Raw genomic sequence first — 21,685 nt, forward strand, 5'->3', positions numbered from 1 at the left:
ACCCTGACCTCGCCCGTCCAGGAATAGGGTCTGTCCGCTGCCTACAAAAGGGATCTTCACCATGCCCCGAGCGCCATTCGACTGGATCGACGGAGCGACCGAGCGGCGCGAGCGCGCCGGTCTCGTACGGGTGCTGCGGCCGCGCGCCGCCGACCAGGACCTCCTGGACCTGGCGAGCAACGACTACCTGGGACTCACCCGGCATCCGGCGGTCACCCGGGGCGCCGCCGACGCGGCGCTGCGCTGGGGCGCCGGATCCACCGGATCGCGCCTGGTCACCGGCACCACCGCGCTCCACACCGAGCTGGAGGAGGCGCTGGCCCGGTTCTGCGGGTTCGAGGCGGCGCTCGTCTTCTCCTCCGGGTACGCGGCCAACCTCGCGGCGCTGACCGCCCTCGGCGAGCGGGACACGCTGATCGTCTCCGACGCGGGCAACCACGCCTCGATCGTCGACGGGTGCCGGCTGTCGCGCGCGGACACCGAGGTGGTCCCGCACGCCGACCCCGAGGCCGTGCGCAAGGCGCTGGACGCGCACGGCGGGCCCGCGCTCGCGGTGAGCGACTCGGTCTTCTCGGTGGACGGCGACGCGGCCCCGCTGCCCGGCCTCGCCGCCGCCTGCCGGGAGTTCGGCGCGGCGCTCGTGGTGGACGACGCCCACGGCCTCGGCGTCCTGGGCGAGGGCGGCCGGGGCGGGCTGTACGCCGCCGGGCTCGCGGGCGCGGACGACGTGGTGGCCACCCTCACCCTGTCGAAGTCGCTGGGCAGCCAGGGCGGCGCGGTCCTGGGCCCCGCCCGGGTCATCCGGCACCTGGTCAACGCCGCCCGTACGTTCATCTTCGACACCGGCCTCGCGCCCGCGGCGGTGGGCGGCGCGCTCGCGGCGCTGCGGCTGATCGAGGCCGAGCCGGAGCGGGCGGGCCGGGCCCGGGCCGTGGCGGCCGAGCTGCACGAACGGCTGACGGCGGCGGGCCTTCAGGCGGCGCGCCCGGACGCGGCCGTGGTCTCGGTGCGGGCGCCCTCGCCGGAGCTGGCGGTGGCCTGGGCGGCCGACTGCCGGGGCGCGGGTCTCGCGGTGGGGTGCTTCCGGCCGCCGTCGGTACCGGACGGCATCTCCCGGCTGCGGCTGACCGCCCGGGCGGACCTGACGGATGCTCAGGTCCAGTGGGCGGCGGACACGATCCTGCGGACCGCGCCCACCGCCTAGGGCTTGCCCTGGTCCCCCGTTGGCATTGTCAACTCCTGCTGTCGGGCGCCTCGTCGGGCTCGACCGGCAGACCGGAAAGGAAGCTGTGCCAGGCCCGTGCTCCGAAGAGCAGCGCGGGTCCGGCGGTCCGCTTGGAATCGCGGACGGCGAGCAGTCCGGCGTCGAGGAATGCGGCCTCGACGCAATTGTTCATTCCTGTACTACGGCTGCTGCGCCGCCACTGCGCACCGTTCAGAGAAGTGCTGGAAGGTACATGCGCGGGGGGTGCGGGCATCATGCCTCCCTTACACGCCGTCAGCCATCCCGGCGATGAGATTCAATGATTCCTTGAACGAGAGGGCCTGCGCCTCGGCCATGTGGAACGCGGCGCTGTACGCCTCAAGGTCTTCTCTCCGTTCGAGATAGAGGCTACTCGTCAAGTGGTCGATAACAACAACGTCCAGATCGGAAATTTGCGGAAAGGAGAAGATAATGAAAGGCCCGGTGAGACCGATATGGCCACCGCAGCTGAAAGGCAGCACCCGCAACCGGACCTGCGGCAGCTGAGCCGCCTCCAGGAGATGGCGCAACTGCCGCCGCATCGAGGCCGCCCCGCCCACCTCGCGGTGCAGCGCCGCCTCGTCGACCACCGCGCTCAGCTCCAGCGGCGGATCGGCCCGCAGCACCTCCTGGCGCGCCAGGCGCACCTCCACCAGCGAGTCCACCCGCGCCGCGTCAAGGCCGCCCAGCGCCGCCCGGGTCACCGCGCGGGCGTACTCGGGCGTCTGGAGCAGCCCCGGCACCACGGACGTCTCCAGGGTGCGCGCCGCCGACGCCTGTGACTCCAGGCTGATGAAGTCCCGGTACTGCGGCGGCAGCAGCCCCCGGTAGGCCTGCCACCACTGGCCGCCGCGCTCGTCCGCCGCCCCCGCCAGCGCCGCGAGCAGCGCCCGCAGCGCGGGGTCGTCCACCCCGTACACCTCAAGGAGCCGGGCCACGTCGGCGGGCTTCACCCCGCTGCGGCCGGTCTCGATCCGGCTCACCTTGGACTGGTGCCAGCCCAGGTGCCCGGCGACCTCGCCGCTCGTGAGGTCGGCCGCGCAGCGCAGCCGGCGCAGTTCCTCGCCGAGTTTGCGGCGGCGTACCGCGGGCCCGTGCCACATGTCGTCTCCTTCCACCCGGCCGGGATTCGGGCGATGGGCAAGTGTGGCGCCCAAATACGGTCCTTCGTCGCAGAGTTCACCGCTTTGAGCGACAGATATATGCACATCTTGGTGGATCGGCGCATCCGGCGGCACGATGAGTGGCACTCTGGCGCGAAGCACAAGTCCGGGCCGTCCTCGCGTTTGTCCGCTCGCTACGCGTCCAGCAGACCGGCCCGGGTGGGAAAGGGACAGCGTCGCCATGGCAGACCACCAAGAATCAACCGTCACTCTGCCGAGCGATCCCGCCTCGGTCTCCGCCGCCCGCAGACACGTCGTCGGCGTACTCACCGAATGGGGTCTTCCGACGGACGCCGACACCGCCGATACGATCCGCCTGATCGTCTCCGAGCTCGCGACCAACGCCGTGCAGCATACGTTCGGCCAGTCGCCCACCTTCACCGTGGACCTGCGTCTGGAGCGCGAGGAGCAGCTCCACATCGGTGTCACCGACAGCCATCCCCGCTGGCCGAAACGTCTTCCCGCCGCCGTCCAGCAGGACAACGGGCGCGGCATGGTGATCATCCGCTGGCTCGCCGCCGAGTGCGGGGGGCGGCTGTCGGTCACCCCGACGCCGGAGGGCGGCAAGACCGTCTGGATCGCGCTGCCGTGGACGGCGCCCGTCCAGAGCTGAGCCGGGGCGGACGGCCCCGGGTCGCGGGCCGGTGAGCGCGGGCGCCCGCGCTCACCGGCCCCTTGCACCGCTTGTGCCGCGTGCGTCAGCGCACGCGTCCGTACCAGACGCTCTTCGACCAGATCTTCTCCAGCCGGACCACGGACCCGGTCTTGGGGGAGTGCCAGATCTTGCCGTCCCCGGCGTAGATCCCCACGTGGTAGACGTTCGAGCCGGAGTGGAAGAACACCAGGTCCCCGCGTTGGCGCGCGGACGACGAGATGTGCCGGGTGCTGTTGTACTGCTGCTGGGTGGTGCGGGGCAGCTTCTTGCCCGCCTGCTTGAACGAGTAGAGGGTGAGCCCCGAGCAGTCGAACCGGTACGGGCCGGTGGCCCCGTACTTGTAAGGCGATCCCTTCTTGGACGCGGCGACATTGAGCGCCTTCGTCGCGAGTGTCGCGGCGCTCGCCTCACTGCCGGCGCCCGGCGCCAGCATGGTGCCGCCGACGGCGGCGAGGGTGAGGGCGGAGACCGCGCCGACACGGGTCAGCAGGGACGGGACATGATTCTGCGCAGTCATGCGCAACCCTTCGTCAAACCGCCTGCGAAGGATGACCTGTCGGGTTCGGACTGGCGAAGATGCCCGGCCGCTCACGCGGCTTCACCCCAAGGGCCTCCCGGTCTCCCGGTGGGCCCGCACTGCTTGGGTCCTCCACTCCTGCCGATCCACTCAGTCGACCAGTCATCCGGGTACGGCGGCAGGACTCGGCGTCCGCCCGGACCGCCCCGCCGCGGTGGCGGGGGCTTGTCGTCGGAAGGGATCTTGACCCACGAGGTGTCGGATTTCCGAGCCGAAACGGCGTTTTGTGAGGCTCCTCACGACTGACCCGTTCGGGTGGACATCCATGTTTCAACGCCCCTGACGGCGTGTCCGACCTGCGTCGCACCGGCGATGGAACGATTCATTCCGTTCGGTGTCTGCGCATTCGGAGCAACACCTGCGGTACGTCGTTCGGACCATCGGATGGTGCGAACGGGGGACGCGGACTCGTACCGGCGCGGGGGTGTGCGGACGCCGGAGCGTCAACTCGCGGCTGACGGCGGCGGCACCGTCAGCCGGCCCGCCCGGCGCTCCCCGTCGAGGGTCCGCAGGGCCCGCGCCAGCGTCTCGGAGTGCAGCTCGCTCTCGCCGCGCCGGTGCATGGTCGCCAGCGCGTCCCGCAGCGCCACGGCCCGCCCCACGAGCGCCTGCGCGGCCCGCAGCGCGCCGTAGGTGTCGCGGTGCCGGGCCGGGTTGATCCGGCCCAGCTTGTCGAGGGCGTCGAGGTACGCGTCGATGAACTCGCCCTCGGCGCGCGTCAGCGCGGGCAGCGGCGGCAGTTCGGGCAGCACGGCGCTACCTCCCTTGCGCCGGGGCCGAGGTCTTGCGGCTGGTGACGACGTGGTCGACGAGCCCGTACTCGGCGGCGGCGGTGGCGTCGAGGATGGTGTCCCGCTCGATGTCGGCGCCGATCCGCTCGATGGACTTCCCGGTGTGCCGGGCCAGCAGCCCGGTCAACAGCTCGCGTCCGCGCTGGAGTTCACCGGCGTAGATCTCCAGGTCGGACGGCTGGCCCTGGATCGGCTCGGCGACCGCGGGCTGATGGATCAGGATCCGGGAGCCGGGCAGCGCGAGCCGCTTGCCCGGGGCGCCCGCGGCCAGCAGTACGGCCGCGGCCGAGGCGGCCTGGCCCATGCACACCGTCTCCACGTCGCAGGTGACGAACCGCATGGTGTCGTAGATCGCCGTCATCGCGGTGAGCGAGCCGCCGGGGGAGTTGATGTACAGCGAGATGTCGCGGTCCGGGTCGGCGTGCTCCAGGTGCATGAACTGCGCCATCACGTCGTTGGCCGCGGTGTCGTCGACGGGGGTGCCGAGGAAGACGATCCGCTCCTCCAGGAGCTTGGAGTACGGATCGAGGGTGCGGATCCCGGTCGCGGTGCGCTCGGAGAACTCGGGCAGGACGTAGCGGGCGGACGGGCCGTGCATGACGTACCTCCTTCTCGTGCCGGTGCTTCGTGCCGATGCTTCTGCGGTGCTTCTGTGAAAAATGTACAGGACGTACAGGCCGTTATGATGGGAGCATGGCCTATGAAATTCCGGTGACGCAAGCCCGAGCCGAGCTCGCCGAGCTGATCAACCGCGTGGTGTACGGCGGGGAGCGCGTCGTCGTGACCCGGCACGGCAAGCCGCTCGTCGCCCTGGTGTCCGCCGCTGACCTGGAACGACTCGAAGGCGCGGCGGAGCCGGCCGAGGAGCAGGTGATCAGCTCCGTGTCGTCGGTGCGCCAGGTCCCGTCCGCTCCCGGCGAACGGCGCCGGTTCGGCATCGCCGCCGAGCACCGGCGGCCGCCGGTGGGTGACTGACGGATTCCGGATCGCCGTGGCCGGTGATGGATGCATTGGCCATGGATATGCAAAGCGTCAGTTAACGAGCCGGAAAAACTTCCGCCGTAACGTGCAATGCCTGGCTGCGGAGCAGGGAACCCCAGGTCAACAGAGTGTTGAACTTGGATAGGGTCCCGCAGCGTCGAGGCGGGATTCTCCCGTTCCGGGCACGACTGTGAGGTGGGAAGCGTGCAACTGACGCCGCACGAGCAGGAGAGACTGCTCATCCATGTGGCCGCGGACGTCGCGGACAAGCGCCGCGCCCGCGGGGTGAGGCTCAATCACCCCGAAGCCGTCGCGCTCATCACCTCGCACATCCTCGAAGGCGCCCGCGACGGCCGGACGGTGGCCGAACTCATGGCGTCCGGACGCAAGGTGCTCTCCCGCGACGACGTCATGCCGGGCATCCCGGAGATGATCCACGACGTGCAGGTCGAGGCGACCTTCCCGGACGGCACCAAGCTCGTCACCGTCCACGAGCCCATCGTCTGACGGGGGGAGCGCCGCCATGATTCCCGGAGAGATCCTGTTCGCGGACGAGCCGGTCGCCCTCAACGAGGGCCGCGCGATCACCACGATGACCGTCCTCAACGCCGCCGACCGGCCCGTCCAGGTCGGCTCGCACTACCACTTCGCCGAGGCCAACCCCGGCCTGGACTTCGACCGCGCCGCCGCTCGCGGGCTGCGGCTGAACATCGCCGCGGGCACCGCCGTGCGCTTCGAGCCGGGCATCCCCGTCGACGTCGAGCTCGTACCCCTCACCGGCCGCCGGATCGTCAGCGGGCTGCGCGGCGAGACCGGAGGTTCCCTCGATGGCTGAGCTCCACCGTGCCGTCTACGCCGACCTGTTCGGCCCCACCACCGGCGACCGCATCCGGCTCGCCGACACCGATCTGCTCGTGGAGATCGAGGAGGACCGCTGCGGCGGACCCGGACGCGCGGGCGACGAGGCGGTGTTCGGCGGCGGCAAGGTGATCCGCGAGTCGATGGGCCAGGCCCGCACCACCCGCGCCGAGGGTGCGCCCGACACCGTGATCACCGGCGTCGTCGTCCTCGACCACTGGGGCGTCGTCAAGGCGGACCTCGGCATCCGGGACGGCCGGATCACCGCGCTCGGCAAGGCGGGCAACCCCGACACCATGGACGGCGTCCACCCGGACCTCGTCATCGGCCCCGAGACCGAGATCATCGCGGGCAACGGGAAGATACTCACGGCGGGCGCGGTGGACACCCATGTCCACTTCATCTCGCCGACCCTGATCGACCAGGCGCTCTCCTCGGGCATCACCACCCTCGTCGGCGGTGGCACCGGCCCCGCCGAGGGCACCAAGGCCACCACCGTCACCCCCGGCCCCTGGCACCTCGCCCGGATGTTCGCGGCGCTGGAGAACGCGCCCGTCAACATCGGTCTGCTCGGCAAGGGCAACACCATGTCGCGCGAGGCCATGCACTCCCAACTGCGCGGCGGCGCCCTCGGATTCAAGATCCACGAGGACTGGGGCGCGACCCCGGCGGTGATCGACGCCTGTCTGAGCGTCTGCGACGAGACCGGCGCCCAACTCGCCATCCACACCGACACGTTGAACGAGGCGGGCTTCGTCGGCGACACCCTCGCCGCCATCGCGGGCCGCTCCATCCACGCGTACCACACCGAGGGCGCGGGCGGCGGGCACGCCCCGGACATCATCACCGTGGTCTCCGAGCCGTACGTCCTGCCCAGCTCCACCAATCCGACCCGGCCGCACACCGTCAACACCATCGAGGAACACCTCGACATGCTGATGGTCTGTCACCACCTCAACCCGGCCGTGCCGGAGGACCTGGCGTTCGCCGAGTCCCGCATCCGGCCCTCGACCATCGCCGCCGAGGACATCCTGCACGACCTGGGCGCCATCTCGATCCTCTCCTCCGACTCCCAGGCGATGGGCCGGATCGGCGAGGTCATCCTGCGTACGTGGCAGACCGCGCACGTCATGAAGGTGCGCCGGGGGGCACTCGCGGGCGACGGGCGCGCCGACAACCGCCGGGCGCGCCGCTATGTCGCCAAGTACACGATCAACCCGGCGGTCGCACAGGGCCTCGACGGCGAGATCGGCTCGGTCGAGCCGGGCAAGCTCGCGGACCTGGTGCTGTGGGAGCCCGCGTTCTTCGGCGTCAAGCCGCAGCTCGTCATCAAGGGCGGCCAGATCGCGTACGCGCAGATGGGCGACGCCAACGCGTCCATCCCCACGCCCCAGCCGGTCCTGCCCCGCCCGATGTTCGGCGCGCACGGGAAGGCCCCGGCGGCCAACTCGCTCACCTTCGTGGCGCAGGCCGCCCTCGACGACGGGCTGCCCGAACGGCTGGGCCTGGACAAGCAGTTCACCGCCATCAAGAGCACCCGGCGGGTGGGCAAGGCGGACATGCGGGAGAACGACGCGCTGCCCGACGTCAGGGTCGACCCGGACACCTTCACGGTGACCATCGACGGGGAGGCGGTCGAGCCCGCGCCCGCCGCCGAACTGCCCATGGCTCAGCGGTACTTCCTGTTCTGAACGCGGCCCCGATCACCTCGGAAAGCAGTTGTCCCATGTCCCGTGCAGCCCTGCTCGTCCTCGCCGACGGCCGGTTCCCGGCCGGTGGGCACGCCCACTCGGGCGGCGTCGAACCGGCGGTCAAGGCGGGCCGGGTCCATGACGCGGCCTCCCTGGCGGAGTTCTGCCGGGGGCGGCTGCACACGGCGGGCCTGGTGTCGGCCTCGCTCGCCGCGGCGGCCGTCCTCGGCCTCGACCCGCTCGCGCTCGACGAGGCGGCCGACGCGCGCACCCCGTCCCCGGCGCTGCGGGCGACCGCGCGCAAGCTGGGGCGCCAGATGATGCGGGCGGCTCGGGCCGCCTGGCCGAGCGCGTCGCTGGACGCGCTGGCGACGGCTCGGCCGCGGGGGGCCCACCAGCCCGTCGTGCTCGGGCTCGCCGCCCGGGCGGGTGGGCTCTCCGCGTCGGACGCGGCGCACTGTGTCGCGTACGAGACGGTCAGCGGGCCCGCCACCGCGGCGGTCCGGTTGCTCAGTCTCGATCCGTTCGACGCGACTCGGGTGCTGGCGGGGCTCGCGCCGGAGCTGGACGCGGTGGCGGCTTCGGCCGCGCTCGCCGCGAGCGAGGCCGTGGTGGAGGGGCTGTCCGTGTTGCCCGCTGGGTCGGCGCCGCTGCTCGATGTCATGGCGGAGGCGCATGCGGCGTGGCCGGTCCGGCTGTTCGCGTCGTAGGAGGTGTTTTTCTCCCCAGCCCCGCCCCTTCCCGAAACCGGGGGCTCCGCCCCCGGACCCCCGATCGCCCTGAACGGGCTCGTCCTCAAACGCCGGACGGGCTGAAAGACCAGCACTCGCCCTGAACCGAAGGACCACCGCCCGCCCGCTGAAAGACCAGCACCCACCCTGAACCGAAGGACCACCGCCCGCCCGCTGAAAGACCAGCACCCACCCCGAACCGAAAGACCAACCGCCCGCCCGGGCTGGAAGCAGCCCCCGGGCCGACCAAGCCGACCAACTGGAGCCGCAACCATGCACCTCGACCACTCCCACAGCGGCCCCGCCGCCGTCAGCGCCGACGCCCATCGGCCCGACGGGACGCGGCGGGCCCTGCGCGTCGGGCTCGGGGGGCCCGTCGGGTCCGGGAAGACCGCTACCGTGGCCGCGCTCTGCCGGGCCCTGCGGGACCGGTTCTCGCTCGCCGTCGTCACCAACGACATCTACACCCGCGAGGACGCCGAGTTCCTGCTGCGCAACGCCGTGCTGCCGCCCGAGCGCATCCAGGCCGTGGAGACCGGTGCCTGCCCGCACACCGCCATCAGGGACGACATCTCCGCCAACCTCGAAGCGGTCGAGGACCTGGAGGAGGCGGTCGGGCCGCTCGATCTGATCCTGGTCGAGTCCGGCGGCGACAACCTCACCGCCACCTTCTCCAAGGGGCTGGTCGACGCCCAGATCTTCGTCATCGACGTGGCGGGCGGCGACGACATCCCGCGCAAGGGCGGGCCCGGAGTCACCACGGCCGACCTGCTCGTCGTCAACAAGACCGACCTCGCCCCGTACGTCGGCTCGGACCTGGACCGGATGGCCCGCGACGCCGAGGAGCAGCGGGCCGAACTGCCCGTCGTCTTCCAGTCGTTGAGGTCCGAGGACGGCGTGGACGCGGTCGCCGAGTGGGTGCGGGAGCGGCTCGCCGCATGGACGGGCTGACCCCCGGCGCGGGGGTGCGCGCCACCGCCCGGATCGTCGCCACCCCCGAAGGCCTGCCCGTACTGGCGGGCGAGGGCCCGCTGGCGCTGCGCCGCACCCGGGCCACCGGCGAGCGCCACCGCGTCACCGTCGTCGGGGCGATGAGCGCCCCGCTCGGCGGCGACCGCATCGCCGTCGAGGCCGAGGTGCGGGCGGGGGCCCGGCTCACCGTGGACTCGGCCGCCGCCACCATCGCCCTGCCCGGGCGGACCGGCGAGCCCGCGCACTACGACGTACGGCTGAGCGTCGGCTCCGGCGGCGAACTGCACTGGCTGCCCGAGCAGCTGATCTCGGCGCGCGGCAGCGATCTGCGGATGCGCACCCGCGTCGAGCTCGCGGCGGACGCGCGGCTCGTGCTGCGCGAGGAGCAGATCCTCGGGCGCCACGGCGAGGAACCCGGTACGCTCGCCACCCGGCTCACCGTGCACCGCGCGGGCCGCCCGCTCCTCGACCAGGCGCTGTCGTACGGTCCCGGCGCGCCCGGTGGCTGGAACGGTTCGGCGGTCCTGGGCGGGCACCGGGCGGTGGGGCAACTCCTCGTCGTCGACCCGGAGTTGGGGGAGAAGCCCGTCGAGGCGCGGATGCTCGGGGAGAGCGCGGTGCTGACGCCGCTGGCCGGGCCCGCGTTCCTGGTGACCGCGCTCGCGCCGGACGCCCGGCTGCTGCGGCGCGTCCTCGACGACGTCGGCACCGCTCAGCGGGACTTCGTGCCCCGGCTATCGGTTCGGTAAAGAAACACCAGTACGACCTGTTCTCGACGGCCATCGAGGCGCGAGGATCCCCCGAGACCATGGAACGCGCCGCTCCGACGCGGCGCACTTCAGCAGGGGGAGGAACCACTTGAGACGCACCGCAGTGCTCGGCTCGGCCGGCACTCTGATCGCGGGCACGCTCATAGCGGGCGCGATCGCGGCACCGGCGGCCACCGCCGAAAGCCGTCACCACGGCACGTCCGAGGCGCGCGGCGTGCAGCTCGCCGCCGAGCGGGCCGCCAAGAAGGGCATCGACTGGACCGACTGCCCGGCCGACTGGGGCTTCGCCAAGCCGATCCAGTGCGGTTACGTCAGCGTTCCGCTCGACTACGCCCACCCGTACGGCCAGCAGATCAAGCTCGCCGTGGACCGCGTCGGCTCGACCGGCACCCCGGCCGAGCGCCAGGGCGCGCTCATCTACAACCCGGGCGGCCCCGGCGCCTCCGGCATGCGGTTCCCGACCCGGGTGACCAACAAGAACCCCCTGTGGGTCAACACTGCCAAGGCGTACGACTTCGTGGGCTTCGACCCGCGCGGCGTGGGCCACTCGACGCCGATCTCCTGTGTCGACCCGCAGGAGTACGTCAAGGCGCCGAAGGCCGACCCGGTCCCGGACAGCGAGGCCGACAAGCGCGCCCAGCGCAAGCTCGCCGCCGAGTACGCGGACGGGTGCGCCGAGCGCAGCGGCTGGATGCTGCCGTTCATGACCACCCCGAACACCGCCCGCGACCTGGACGTCATCCGCGCCGCGCTCGGTGAGAAGAAGCTCAACTACCTGGGCGTCTCCTACGGCACCTACCTGGGCGCGGTCTACGGCACGCTCTTCCCGTCGCACGTGCGCCGCATGCTGGTGGACAGCGTCGTCGACCCGGCGCGCGACAACATCTGGTACCAGGCCAACCTGAACCAGGACGTCGCCTTCCAGGGCCGCTGGAACGACTGGGAGGACTGGGTCGCCAAGAACGACGCCGCCTTCCACCTCGGCGACACCCGGGCCAAGGTCGAGGCGCAGTGGCTCAAGCTGCGCGCCCAGGCCAAGAAGAGCCCCCTCGGCGGCGTGGTCGGCCCGGCCGAGCTCATCGCCTACTTCCAGAACGCCCCGTACTACGACTCGTCCTGGGCGCCCACCGCCCAGACCTGGAGCAAGTACGTGGCGGGCGACACCAAGGCGCTGGTCGACGCGGCCGCTCCCGACATGTCGGACACCAAGGGCAACATCAGCGCCGAGAACGGCAACGCGGTCTACACCGCCGTCGAGTGCGCGGACGCCAAGTGGCCCACCAGCTGGAAGAAGTGGGACCGGGACAACACCCGGCTCCACCGCGACAACCCGTTCATGACCTGGGCGAACGCGTGGATGAACCTGCCGTGCGCCACCTGGTCGACCAAGCAGCAGACCCCGGTCGAGGTGAAGACCGGCAAGGGCCTGCCGCCGGTGCTGATCGTCCAGAGCACCCGGGACGCGGCCACGCCGTACCAGGGCGCCGTCTCGCTGCACCAGCGCTTCAAGGGCTCGCGTCTGATCACCGAGAAGGACGCGGGTTCGCACGGTGTGACCGGTCTGGTCAACCCGTGCATCAACACCCGGGTGGAGGCCTACTTCCTCTCCGGCAAGGTCGACAGCGCCGATGTGACGTGCACCCCGCACGCCACGCCGAAGCCGTAACGGCCGAGAGCGCATGAAGGAGGGGGCGGCCGCCACTGCGGCCGCCCCCTTCGCGCGTCAGCCCCGCCCGGCCAGCCAGGCGTCCTCGGCCGCGTAGTCGAACAGGTCCGGGTACTTGGCCATGCCGGGGAACGCCTCCCGCCAGTCCCCGCCGCCGAGCCGGTCCGCGATCGAGGCGACCGTCTCGGGCAGCGACTCCACGTACCCGGTCACCGGCCGGTAGCCCAGCTCCCGCTCGGCCGCCGACATGTCGTAGACGATCGGGTGCGGGCCGCCCCACGGGGTGAGGCCCACCAGGCCCTCCTCCGGCGCCCCTCGAAGAGCACCGTCTCGCTGCGGACCCCGAGCACCTCGTCGACGGCCGCGCTGATCTCGGCGACGGTCGGCGCCTCAGGATCGGCCGCGTTGAGCACCCGCGAGCCGGGCCGCAGCGCGGCCAGCCGGATCAGCTCGGCGATGTTGGCGACGTGCGCCGGATGGAAGCGGCTCGCCCCGCCGTGGGCGAGCACCCGCACCGGCCGCCCGTCCAGCGCCCGCTTCACGAAGAACAGCTCGCGCGGGCTGCGGCAGTGCGGGCCGTGGATCGCGCCCGCGCGCAGCAGCGTCGAGGGCAGCGCCGAGTCGAGCAGCTCCCGCTCCAGCCGGATCTTGCGCGTACCGTACGTCCGATCGCCCGGCGCGACCGTGGCCAGCGTCTCGGGGATCGGCACCGGGTAGCGGGGCGAGCCGTCCGGCTCCGCCTGGGTGTCGAAGCTGCGGCCCCGGTCGTCCTCGTACACCGCCCCGCTGGAGATCACCACGGCCGAGCCGATCCGGTCCCCGAGCCCGGCCAGCTGCCGGGCGTGCCCGCCGTCGTACGCCACCATGTCCACCAGGACGTCGCAGCCGTTCCCGAGGGCCGTGGCCAGCTCCCCCTCCGCGTCCCGGTCGAGGGCGAGCGGGCGCACCCCGTCCGGCCAGCCCGGATCGCTCCCGCCGCCGCGCGAGGCGGCCCGCACCTCCCAGCCGTCCTCGGCGAGCGCGCGCACGGCGGCCCGCCCGATCTGCCCCGTGGCCCCTATGACGAACGCTGTTCCCTTGCCCATGCACGGGACGCTACGACCACGTGATCACCGGGGCCAGGGAGTTGCGCCGTGCGCGGATCCGCTGTCAGCCGAGGATCCTGGGGAACTTTCCGGCCTCCTCGGCCTTCACCTCGGCCGCGTACCGGTCCACGTACTCCTGCCCCGACAGCTCCAGGATCTTGTACATCAGCTCGTCGGTGGCGGCCCGCAGCACGGCCTTCTCGTTCTCCATGCCGGTGTAGCGGGAGAAGTCGAGCGGTTCGCCGAACCGGATGGTGACCCTCTTGATCTTCGGCATGACCTGGCCGGGCGGCTGGATCTCGAAAGTGCCGACCATCGCGCACGGGATCACCGGCACCTGAGCCTTCAGCGCCATCACCGCGACCCCGACCTTGCCCTTGTAGAGCTTTCCGTCGTGCGAGCGGGTGCCCTCCGGGTAGATGCCCAGGAGCTCGTTCTTGCGCAGCACTCCGAGGCCCTCGCGGATCGCCGCCTGCCCGGCCTCCTTGCCGGAGCGGTCCACCGGGATCTGCCCGACCGCGCGGAAGAAGGCGGCGGTGAGCCGGCCCTTGATGCCGGGCCCGGTGAAGTACTCCTGCTTGGCGAGGAAGGTGATGCGGCGCTTGAGCATCACCGGCATCAGGAAGTGGTCGGAGAACGACAGGTGGTTGCCCGCGACGATCGCCGGCCCCTCGTCCGGAATGTGCTCCAGACCCTCGATCCTGGGCCGGAACAGCAGCCGCAGGAGCGGTCCCAGAAGGGCGTACTTGAGCACGTAGTACAGCAACGCACCAGCTCCTCACTCGGCCCGCCCGCCGGGCCGCCGCTCAGGTCCGCCGGACGGGACCTAGGCGCTGCGCGAAGCCGCCATGCCCACCGTCGCCAGGCCGAGGACCACCCAGCCGAACCAGAGCCAGCCGCTGCTGCCGAGCGCCACCGTGTACGCAGTGATCATCACCAGCGCCACGACGGTGAGCACCACCATCGCCTTCGTCGTGCCGGGCATTGGGGTCCCCTTCCTCCCGGCCGCTGCCGTGAAGTCCATGGTCGCCCCGCGAGGGCCCGCCGCGCCATACCGGCGCACCGCGTGTTACTGCCCGCGTGCGTTCAGCGAGGCCAGATAGGCGTTGTAGGCGGCCAGCTCCTTGTCGCCGTCGCGGTCGGCGGCCCGGTCCTGCCGCTTCGCCTCGCGCTTCTCGGTCGCGTACCACTGGAAGACCAGCGCGATCAGGACCACCACGGACGGGATCTCGCTGAACGCCCAGGCGATGCCGCCGGCCGCCTCCTGGTCGGCGAGCGCGTCGATGCCGAGCGAGGAGGGCGGGTTCTTGTACGTGCCGATCATCGGCTGGGTCGCCATCATCAGGGCGATGCCGAAGAAGGCGTGGAACGGCATGCCCGCGAAGAGCTCCAGCATCCGCATGATGTAGCCGGGGCGGTGCGGGCCCGGGTCGACGCCCATGATCGGCCAGAAGAAGATCAGGCCGACCGCCAGGAAGTGGACCATCATCGCGATGTGGCCGGTCTTCGAGCCCATCAGGAAGTCGAAGAGCGGGGTGAAGTAGAGCGCGTAGAGGCTCGCGATGAACATCGGGATCGTGAACGCGGGGTGCGTGATGATCTTCAGATAGCGGCTGTGCAGCAGGGCGAGCAGCAGCTCGCGCGGGCCCTTGCGGCCGCGCCCGGCGACCGGCAGCGCGCGCAGCGTCAGCGTCACCGGCGCGCCGAGCAGCAGCAGGATCGGCGAGAGCATGCTGATGACCATGTGCTGGACCATGTGCACGCTAAACATGACCATGCCGTAGTCATTGAGCTTGGTGCACATCACCAGGGCGATGCTCAGCACGCCCAGGGTCCAGAAGACCATCCGGCTCACCGGCCAGGAGTCGCCGCGCCTGCGCAGCCGCAGCACCGCCCAGCCGTACAGACCGAGCCCCGCGACACAGCCGATCAGGAAGAACGGGTCCGTGGACCATTCGAGGCCGCGCCCCAGCGTGAACGGCGGCAGATCCATGTTCATGCCGTGCCCGCTGTGATCCATCCGCTGACTCCTGATTTCGTACCGGTTGTCCGCACCCAGAGTAGAGCCGCCCCCGGTTGCGATCGCGACCGGGGGCGGCTCTTCGAGTACAGAACAATCGGGGTGCTACAGGACGCACTCCGCCTCGGCGTACCGCTCGGCCGGGACGGTCTTGAGCGTCGCCGTCGCCTCGGCGAGCGGGACCATGGTGATGTCGGTGCCGCGCAGCGCGGTCAGCATCCCGAACTCGCGGCGGTGCACGGCCTCCACGGCGTGCCAGCCGAACCGGGTGGCCAGGACGCGGTCGTACGCGGTCGGGGTGCCGCCGCGCTGGACGTGGCCGAGGATGACCGCGCGGGCCTCCTTGCCCAGGCGCCGCTCCAGCTCCACGGAGAGCTGGCTGGCGACGCCCGCGAAGCGCTCGTGGCCGTAGATGTCGGTGCCGCCCACGTCGAAGCGCATCGAGCCCTCGCGCGGCTTGGCGCCCTCGGCGACGACCACGATCGCGAACTTCTTGCCCGCCGAGAACCGGCGGCCGACCAGCTCGGTCAGCTCGTCGATGTCGAAGGGGCGCTCCGGCACCACGATCGCGTGGGCGCCGGCGGCCATGCCGGAGTGCAGGGCGATCCAGCCGGTGTGGCGGCCCATGACCTCGACGATCAGCACGCGCTGGTGCGACTCGGCGGTGGTCTTGAGGCGGTCGAGGGCCTCGGTCGCGACGCCGACGGCCGTGTCGAAGCCGAACGTGACGTCGGTCGAGGCGATGTCGTTGTCGATGGTCTTCGGCACGCCGACGATGGGCAGGCCCGCCTCGGAGAGCAGATGGGCGGCCTTGAGCGTGCCCTCGCCGCCGATCGGGATGATCGCGTCGAGGCCGAGGTCGGCGACGTGGCCCTTGGCGCGCTCGACGCCGTCGCGCAGATGCGCGGGCTGGACGCGGGAGGAGCCGAGGATCGTGCCGCCGAGGGCGAGGATGCCGCCGACCGCGTCCAGGTCCAGCTTGCGGTAGTCGGCCTCCAGGAGACCCTTCCAGCCGTCGTGGAAGCCGATGACCTCGTCGCCGTGGTCGACCACCGCGCGGTGCACGACGGAACGGATGACGGCGTTCAGGCCGGGGCAGTCGCCGCCGGAGGTGAGCACACCAATTCGCATTGCCCGGAAAACCTTTGCAACGTGGGCCGACGACCGGACCACGTCGTCCGGTTGGATCCCCGCCACCCTACCGGCGCAGGGTGGCGGGGCCGAATCAGACGTCCGACTGATGGACGTCTTACGAACGTACGAACGCCGCCTTCCGGGGTTGAACCCGGGTCAGGCGGGCTGGCTCGCCGAGGCGATGCGCTCGGCGCGCAGCGCCTCGTACCAGCGGTCGTCGGTCGGCGGCAGCGCGTTCACGTCGAGGGCCAGCTTCAGGAGCAGGTCCGCGATCTGCGGGTTCCGCGCAAGGACGGGACCGTGCATGTACGTGCCGAAGACCGTCTCGTTGTACGCGCCCTCGGTGCCGTCGCCGGTGCCGTTGCCCCGGCCCAGGCGGACCCGGGCGAACGGGCGGGCGGTCGGGCCCAGGTGCGTGACGCCCTGGTGGTTCTCGAAACCGGTCAACTGCGGCAGGCCGAGCCGCTCGTCGATGTCGCCCAGCACGTCGCCGACGCACCGCTCGCCCTCGCCCCGGGTGGAGACCACGTCGAGCAGGCCGAGGCCAGGCTCGCGCTCACCGAGGTCGTTGATGAACTCGTGGCCCAGGATCTGGTACCCGGCGCAGACCGAGAAGATGATCGCGCCGTTGGCGGCGGCGCGCTGCAGGCCGCCGTCGCGGCGCAGCCGCTCGGCCGCGAGCCGCTGCGGCCGGTCCTCGCCGCCGCCGATCAGATAGATGTCGCCCGACGACGGCACCGGCTGGTCGCTGCGGACGTCGAGGCGGGCCACGTCGAGGCCGCGCTGACGGGCCCGGCGCTCCACGACCAGCGCGTTGCCCTGGTCGCCGTAGGTGCTCAGCAGGTCGGGGTAGACCCACACGAGGCGCAGGCTGTTGTCGCTCATGCTCGCTTGCTCCTTAGGGGGTCTCAGTTGCCGACCGTGCGGCGTACGTCCTGGAAGGCGGTGTAGTTGGCGATCAGCTCGATCTGGCCGGGCGGCGCGAGCTGGACGCACTCCGCCAGGCTCTCGCAGACCCGGAAGTCCAGGTTCGCGACCTCCAGGCGGACCGCCAGGTCCAGCTTGCGGTCGCCGATCACGAAGATCGGGTGACCGGCGAGCCGGGTGTAGTCGACGTCCCACAGCCACGAGGTGTCCGTGCCGTCGGCGCCGCGGGCGTTGACGGAGAGGATCACCGGCGTGGGCGGCGGGTCGATGAGGGAAAACGTTTCGAGCCAGCCCGCCGGGTTCTTGGCCAGCAGCAGCCGCAGCTCGCGTCCCTGGAAGGACACCACGTCGTAGCGCCCCGCGACCGCCTGCACCTGGTACATCCGCTCCAGGGCGACCTGCGGCGGCACCCCGAAGACCGCGGCGACCGCGGCGGAGGTGGCGGCGTTGGCCTTGTTGGCGCGGCCGGGCAGCTGGAGGTGGATCGGCCAGGCCGAACCGTGCGGGTCCAGGACGTAGTCGCCGTTGAGCACCCAGCTCGGGGCGGGGCGGCGGAAGCCGCACTCACCGCAGAACCAGTCGTCGCCCGGGCGCTGCATCACACCGCCGCAGGCGGGGCACGACCAGGCGTCGTCCTTCCACTCCTGGCCCGCCGCCACCCACACCACGTTGGGGGAGGACGACGCCGCCCACACGACCAGCGGGTCGTCGGCGTTGGCGATCACCACGGCCTTGGTGCCCTGCAGCCCCTCGCGCCACTTCTCGGCGAGCATCCGGGTCTCGGCGGCCCGGTCGAGCTGGTCGCGGCTCAGGTTGAGCAGCGCGATCGCCTTGGGCGTCACATCGCGCGCGACACCCGCGAGGTACTTCTCGTCCACCTCGATCACGCCGTAGCGGGCGTCCGAGCCGCCCGCCAGCGCCGAGGTGATGCCCGCGGGCATGTTGGCGCCCAGCGCGTTGGACACCACCGGGCCGCTGGCCCGCAGCGCCTCGGCGATGAGCCGGGTCGTCGTCGTCTTGCCGTTCGTCGCCGAGACCAGGACCACGTCCAGGTGGTTCGCCAGCCGCCCCAGCAGATCGGGGTCCAGCTTGAGCGCCACCCGGCCGCCGATCACCGATCCACTGCCCCGCCCCGCCGCGCGCGACACCGCCGCAGCGGCCTTGCCCGCCGTCACGGCGAGCTTGGCCCGCGGTGACAGCGGCTCCGCGTTGCCTGCCATCGTCCTTGATCCTCCTTGCGCCTGGGTCGGACCTCAGCCTATCGAGATCCGGACAGCGGCCCGAACCGCGCCACCACCGGCGCGGCCGCGAGCCCCCTGGAACGTACGCTTACGGCCATGCGTCACCGTCCCATTCCCGGCAGTTCCGGCTCCGTAAGAGAGATGTCTCTCCTCGGCGACCCCGCTCTGCACGCCCCCTGCGAGCCCGTCACCGACTTCGGTCCGTCCCTCGGCCGGCTGGTCGAGGACCTCTTCGCGACGATGTACGCGGCGCGGGGGGTGGGGCTCGCGGCCAATCAGATCGGCGTGGGGCTGCGGGTGTTCGTCTACGACTGCCCCGACGACGAGGACGTCCGCCACCTCGGACACGTCGTCAACCCGCGGCTTGTGTCGGCGGACGGGCTCGTGCTGCGGGGGCCGGAGGGGTGTCTGTCCCTGCCGGGCCTCGAGGCGGGGACGGAGCGGTACGACTCGGCGGTGGTGGAGGGGTCGACGGTCTCGGGTGCCCCCGTGCGGATCTCCGGCACCGGGTTCTTCGCGCGGTGCCTCCAGCACGAGATGGACCACCTGGAGGGGGTGGTGTACGCGGACCGCTTGACGGGGTGGCGCAAGGCGCGGCTGGGGAGGGCGGTGCGGCGCGCGCGGTGGGGTGACCGGGGGGTTCAGCCCCCACCCCGCCGTTCCCTTAAGCCCTGGGCGGGCGGCCGGGTGGGAGGCTGAGGAGGCTTGCTGGGGGCTGCGCCCCTAGACCCCCTCGTTTGGCTGCGGACCGTGCTGGGTTGCTCGCGCAGTTCCCCGCGCCCCTAGGGGGTTAGGGGCGCGGGGAACTGCGCGACCAGCCACAGACGGCCCGCAGACGAACACAGCGGGGTGCAGGGGCCGCAGGCCCCCGCCAAAGGGGTCCGGGGGCGTAGCCCCCGGAAAACCCACCTTCACCCCCACCCACCCCCGGAGGGTTTAGGCGAAGGGGCGGGGTGGGGCTTAGAACCCCGGGCCGCCCGCGCGGTCCGCCGCCGCGGCGAGGCGGCCCCACAGCAGGTCCGCCAGGCCCCGTACCAACTCCGCCCGCGAGCAGGGGCGTTCGCCCAGCCACCAGTCGCCCGCCGCGTGCATCATGCCGACGATCCCGTGGCCCCACACCCGCGCCAGCGCCTCGCTCCCCGGCCCCAGGTCGATCCGCTCGGCGATCACCACGCCCAGCTCCTCGCCCATCCGCCGCAGCAGCGGCGCGGAGTGCCGGCCCACGTCGAACCCGGCGTGCTCACCGCTGCCGGTCTCCTCCGCGGGGTGCATCAGGAAGCGGTACACCTGCGGCCGCGCCTCGATCGCCACGAGGTACGTCTCCAGCGTCGCCTCGACGCGCTCGCGGCGCTCCGCGGGCGCGTCCAGCGCCGCCCGCAGCGCGGCGAGCAGCGCGTCCGTGTGGCGCTGCGCCAGCGCCCGGTAAAGGCCGCCCTTGTCCCCGAAGTGCCGGTACAGGATCGGCTTGGTGATCCCCGCTTCCGCGGCGATCGCGTTCATCGACGCCTTGGGGCCGTCCCGGAGAACCACCCGGTCCGCCGCCTCCAGCAGTTCCCGCCGGCGGCTCTCCGTCGACGTCCGCTGCTGCTCGGCCTGGTGTGTGGTCTCCATGGCTCCGTCTCCCCGCCCGTACTCGTACCGCGTCTTGCGTTGTTCCGCCATCCGGAATGCCTGCGCAACGTAACACTCCGGCCAGGTCTCGCGCTGAGCGAGTGGTGGCCGGTTGACAGGCTCTACCGGCCAGTAACATACTGCTGTTACCGTAAGTAACGCTTGTCTGTGGCACGGGAAGTGGTGGAGGGGACATGGCTGAGTTCACGATGGAGCTCAACGACGACCAGAAGCAGGTCAGGGACTGGTTGCACGGGTTCGCGAAGGACGTCATCCGGCCCGCCGCCGCGGAGTGGGACGAGCGTGAGGAGACCCCCTGGCCGGTGATCCAGGAGGCCGCCAAGGTCGGAATCTACTCCCTGGACTTCTACGCCCAGCAGTTCTTCGACCCGACCGGTCTCGGCATCCCGGTCGCCATGGAGGAGCTGTTCTGGGGCGACGCGGGCATCGCCCTGTCGATCGTCGGCACCGGTCTCGCCGCCGTCGGCGTCCTCGCCAACGGCACCGAGGAGCAGATCGGCACCTGGATACCCCAGATGTACGGCGACGCGGACGACGTGAAGGTCGCCGCCTTCTGCTCCTCCGAGCCGGACGCGGGGTCCGACGTCGCCTCCATGCGGACCAAGGCCGTGTACGACGAGGTCAAGGACGAGTGGGTGCTCAACGGCACCAAGACCTGGGCCACCAACGGCGGCATCGCCAATGTGCACGTCGTCGTGGCCGTCGTCGACCCCGACCTCGGCTCGAAGGGCCACGCCTCCTTCATCGTCCCGCCGAACACCCCCGGCCTGTCCCAGGGCCAGAAGTTCAAGAAGCACGGCATCCGCGCCTCGCACACCGCCGAGGTCGTGCTCGAAGACGTCCGCGTGCCCGGGCACTGCCTGCTCGGCGGCAAGGAGAAGCTCGACGAGCGGCTCGCCCGGGCCCACGAGAAGGCGAAGGCGGGCGGCGGCGAGCGGGTGAAGAACGCCGCCATGGCCACCTTCGAGGCCTCCCGCCCGGCCGTCGGCGCCATGGCGGTCGGCACGGCCCGCGCCGCGTACGACTACGCGCTCGAATACGCCAAGGGCCGCGAGCAGTTCGGCCGCCCGATCATCGACAACCAGGGCGTCGCGTTCCAGCTCGCCGACATGCGCACGCAGATCGACGCGGCCCGGCTGCTGGTGTGGCGCGCCTCCTGGATGGCCACCGCGGGCCGGCCCTTCACCTCCGCCGAGGGCTCGATGTCCAAGCTGTTCGCGAGCGAGACCGCCAAGAAGGTCACCGCGCAGGCGATCCAGATCCTCGGCGGCAACGGCTACACCCGCGAGTACCCGGTGGAGCGCATGCACCGCGATGCGGCGATCTACACGATCTTCGAGGGGACCAGCGAGATCCAGCGCCTGGTGATCGCCCGCACGCTCTCGGGCATGCCGATCCGCTAAATGGTCTTGTGGAAGTCCGGTGCGGTGCCGCGTGCCCCGAAGGGGCGCGGGGAACTGCGCGACCAGCCACAGACGGCCTGCAGTCGAATACCCGCACTTCCAGCGGAGCGCTTAGCCTCCACCGGCCAGGAAACCGGCTCCGTTC

24 protein-coding genes, 1 pseudogene and 1 riboswitch are annotated in these 21,685 nt (G+C 71.7%); of the genes and pseudogenes, 12 read left to right on the forward strand and 13 right to left on the reverse strand.

Going from position 1 to position 21,685, the window contains the following annotated elements:
• The first annotated feature begins 61 nt into the window (after positions 1 to 61).
• On the forward strand, positions 62 to 1,204 hold the full coding sequence (locus tag QIY60_RS25660; protein ID WP_283144538.1) for an 8-amino-7-oxononanoate synthase: 1,143 nt from the start codon (positions 62 to 64) through the stop codon (positions 1,202 to 1,204).
• 28 nt (positions 1,205 to 1,232) lie between these two features.
• On the opposite strand, the gene QIY60_RS25665 is transcribed toward QIY60_RS25660, so the two are convergent.
• Positions 1,233 to 1,478, reverse strand: a complete 246-nt coding sequence (locus QIY60_RS25665; RefSeq protein ID WP_283146069.1) for a DUF397 domain-containing protein — start codon at positions 1,476 to 1,478, stop codon at positions 1,233 to 1,235.
• Positions 1,479 to 1,488: 10 nt separating this feature from the next.
• Positions 1,489 to 2,346 carry a helix-turn-helix transcriptional regulator gene (locus QIY60_RS25670; RefSeq protein ID WP_283144539.1) on the reverse strand — a complete coding sequence of 286 codons (858 nt, stop codon included), beginning with the start codon at positions 2,344 to 2,346 and terminating at the stop codon, positions 1,489 to 1,491.
• Positions 2,347 to 2,587: 241 nt separating this feature from the next.
• On the opposite strand from QIY60_RS25670, the gene QIY60_RS25675 reads away from it, so the two are divergent.
• Positions 2,588 to 3,019, forward strand: a complete 432-nt coding sequence (locus QIY60_RS25675) for an ATP-binding protein (RefSeq protein ID WP_283144540.1) — start codon at positions 2,588 to 2,590, stop codon at positions 3,017 to 3,019.
• 85 nt (positions 3,020 to 3,104) lie between these two features.
• Here the strand turns inward: QIY60_RS25675 and QIY60_RS25680 are convergent, their stop codons facing one another.
• From QIY60_RS25680 to QIY60_RS25690, 3 genes are all read right to left on the reverse strand, one after another.
• Positions 3,105 to 3,578, reverse strand: a complete 474-nt coding sequence (locus tag QIY60_RS25680; protein WP_283144541.1) for a C40 family peptidase — start codon at positions 3,576 to 3,578, stop codon at positions 3,105 to 3,107.
• Positions 3,579 to 3,582: 4 nt separating this feature from the next.
• Positions 3,583 to 3,766, reverse strand: a riboswitch (cyclic di-AMP (ydaO/yuaA leader).
• Between the two features lie 315 nt (positions 3,767 to 4,081).
• Positions 4,082 to 4,390: a hypothetical protein gene (locus tag QIY60_RS25685; protein ID WP_283144542.1), complete on the reverse strand. Its 309-nt coding sequence runs from the start codon at positions 4,388 to 4,390 to the stop codon at positions 4,082 to 4,084.
• Positions 4,391 to 4,394: 4 nt separating this feature from the next.
• The gene (locus tag QIY60_RS25690) at positions 4,395 to 5,027 is read right to left on the reverse strand and encodes an ATP-dependent Clp protease proteolytic subunit (RefSeq protein ID WP_283144543.1); all 633 of its coding nucleotides are present in this window, start codon (positions 5,025 to 5,027) and stop codon (positions 4,395 to 4,397) included.
• A 95-nt stretch (positions 5,028 to 5,122) separates the two neighbouring features.
• Here QIY60_RS25690 and QIY60_RS25695 point away from each other — a divergent pair, with 95 nt between their 5' ends.
• The 8 genes from QIY60_RS25695 to QIY60_RS25730 all read left to right on the forward strand — a co-directional run bounded on the left by QIY60_RS25695 (position 5,123) and on the right by QIY60_RS25730 (position 12,098).
• Positions 5,123 to 5,404: a type II toxin-antitoxin system Phd/YefM family antitoxin gene (locus QIY60_RS25695; protein WP_283144544.1), complete on the forward strand. Its 282-nt coding sequence runs from the start codon at positions 5,123 to 5,125 to the stop codon at positions 5,402 to 5,404.
• 210 nt (positions 5,405 to 5,614) lie between these two features.
• Positions 5,615 to 5,917 (forward strand): urease subunit gamma, encoded by a 303-nt coding sequence (locus QIY60_RS25700; RefSeq protein WP_283144545.1) that lies wholly within the window; start codon positions 5,615 to 5,617, stop codon positions 5,915 to 5,917.
• Positions 5,918 to 5,933: 16 nt separating this feature from the next.
• On the forward strand, positions 5,934 to 6,245 hold the full coding sequence (locus tag QIY60_RS25705; protein WP_283144546.1) for an urease subunit beta: 312 nt from the start codon (positions 5,934 to 5,936) through the stop codon (positions 6,243 to 6,245).
• The gene (locus QIY60_RS25710; RefSeq protein ID WP_283144547.1) at positions 6,238 to 7,959 is read left to right on the forward strand and encodes an urease subunit alpha; all 1,722 of its coding nucleotides are present in this window, start codon (positions 6,238 to 6,240) and stop codon (positions 7,957 to 7,959) included. The genes QIY60_RS25705 and QIY60_RS25710 overlap by 8 nt, the downstream gene beginning before the upstream one ends.
• 35 nt (positions 7,960 to 7,994) lie before the next feature.
• The gene (locus tag QIY60_RS25715) at positions 7,995 to 8,669 is read left to right on the forward strand and encodes an urease accessory UreF family protein (RefSeq protein WP_283144548.1); all 675 of its coding nucleotides are present in this window, start codon (positions 7,995 to 7,997) and stop codon (positions 8,667 to 8,669) included.
• 294 nt (positions 8,670 to 8,963) lie between these two features.
• Positions 8,964 to 9,641, forward strand: a complete 678-nt coding sequence (ureG, locus tag QIY60_RS25720; protein WP_283144549.1) for an urease accessory protein UreG — start codon at positions 8,964 to 8,966, stop codon at positions 9,639 to 9,641.
• A complete protein-coding gene (locus tag QIY60_RS25725; protein ID WP_283144550.1) occupies positions 9,629 to 10,411 on the forward strand; it encodes an urease accessory protein UreD in 783 nt (260 codons plus the stop codon). Before ureG ends, QIY60_RS25725 begins: the two co-directional genes overlap by 13 nt.
• A 109-nt stretch (positions 10,412 to 10,520) precedes the next feature.
• Positions 10,521 to 12,098 (forward strand): alpha/beta hydrolase, encoded by a 1,578-nt coding sequence (locus QIY60_RS25730; RefSeq protein ID WP_283144551.1) that lies wholly within the window; start codon positions 10,521 to 10,523, stop codon positions 12,096 to 12,098.
• A gap of 57 nt (positions 12,099 to 12,155) precedes the next feature.
• Here QIY60_RS25730 and QIY60_RS25735 read toward each other — a convergent pair.
• The 7 genes and pseudogenes from QIY60_RS25735 to QIY60_RS25765 form a co-directional block, all read right to left on the reverse strand.
• A pseudogene (locus QIY60_RS25735) lies at positions 12,156 to 13,183 on the reverse strand (NAD-dependent epimerase/dehydratase family protein).
• 64 nt (positions 13,184 to 13,247) lie between these two features.
• A complete protein-coding gene (locus tag QIY60_RS25740; RefSeq protein ID WP_283144552.1) occupies positions 13,248 to 13,949 on the reverse strand; it encodes a lysophospholipid acyltransferase family protein in 702 nt (233 codons plus the stop codon).
• A 60-nt stretch (positions 13,950 to 14,009) separates the two neighbouring features.
• A complete protein-coding gene (locus tag QIY60_RS25745) occupies positions 14,010 to 14,168 on the reverse strand; it encodes a hypothetical protein (RefSeq protein WP_180357116.1) in 159 nt (52 codons plus the stop codon).
• Between the two features lie 84 nt (positions 14,169 to 14,252).
• Positions 14,253 to 15,203: a cytochrome c oxidase assembly protein gene (locus QIY60_RS25750; protein WP_283144553.1), complete on the reverse strand. Its 951-nt coding sequence runs from the start codon at positions 15,201 to 15,203 to the stop codon at positions 14,253 to 14,255.
• Positions 15,204 to 15,308: 105 nt separating this feature from the next.
• Positions 15,309 to 16,334, reverse strand: a complete 1,026-nt coding sequence (locus tag QIY60_RS25755; protein WP_283144554.1) for a 6-phosphofructokinase — start codon at positions 16,332 to 16,334, stop codon at positions 15,309 to 15,311.
• A gap of 159 nt (positions 16,335 to 16,493) precedes the next feature.
• On the reverse strand, positions 16,494 to 17,222 hold the full coding sequence (locus QIY60_RS25760) for a glutamine amidotransferase (RefSeq protein WP_283144555.1): 729 nt from the start codon (positions 17,220 to 17,222) through the stop codon (positions 16,494 to 16,496).
• A 23-nt stretch (positions 17,223 to 17,245) separates the two neighbouring features.
• Positions 17,246 to 18,484: a MurT ligase domain-containing protein gene (locus QIY60_RS25765; protein WP_283144556.1), complete on the reverse strand. Its 1,239-nt coding sequence runs from the start codon at positions 18,482 to 18,484 to the stop codon at positions 17,246 to 17,248.
• Positions 18,485 to 18,601: 117 nt separating this feature from the next.
• Here QIY60_RS25765 and def point away from each other — a divergent pair, with 117 nt between their 5' ends.
• Positions 18,602 to 19,204 (forward strand): peptide deformylase, encoded by a 603-nt coding sequence (gene def / locus QIY60_RS25770; RefSeq protein WP_283144557.1) that lies wholly within the window; start codon positions 18,602 to 18,604, stop codon positions 19,202 to 19,204.
• Between the two features lie 261 nt (positions 19,205 to 19,465).
• On the opposite strand, the gene QIY60_RS25775 is transcribed toward def, so the two are convergent.
• Positions 19,466 to 20,116, reverse strand: a complete 651-nt coding sequence (locus QIY60_RS25775; RefSeq protein WP_283144558.1) for a TetR family transcriptional regulator — start codon at positions 20,114 to 20,116, stop codon at positions 19,466 to 19,468.
• A gap of 194 nt (positions 20,117 to 20,310) precedes the next feature.
• Between QIY60_RS25775 and QIY60_RS25780 the strand changes: the two genes are divergently transcribed.
• The gene (locus QIY60_RS25780; protein WP_283144559.1) at positions 20,311 to 21,540 is read left to right on the forward strand and encodes an acyl-CoA dehydrogenase family protein; all 1,230 of its coding nucleotides are present in this window, start codon (positions 20,311 to 20,313) and stop codon (positions 21,538 to 21,540) included.
• Positions 21,541 to 21,685 lie beyond the last annotated feature (145 nt).

The organism is Streptomyces sp. BPTC-684, from assembly GCF_030028635.1.
Classification (GTDB): Bacteria; Actinomycetota; Actinomycetes; order Streptomycetales; family Streptomycetaceae; genus Streptomyces; species Streptomyces noboritoensis.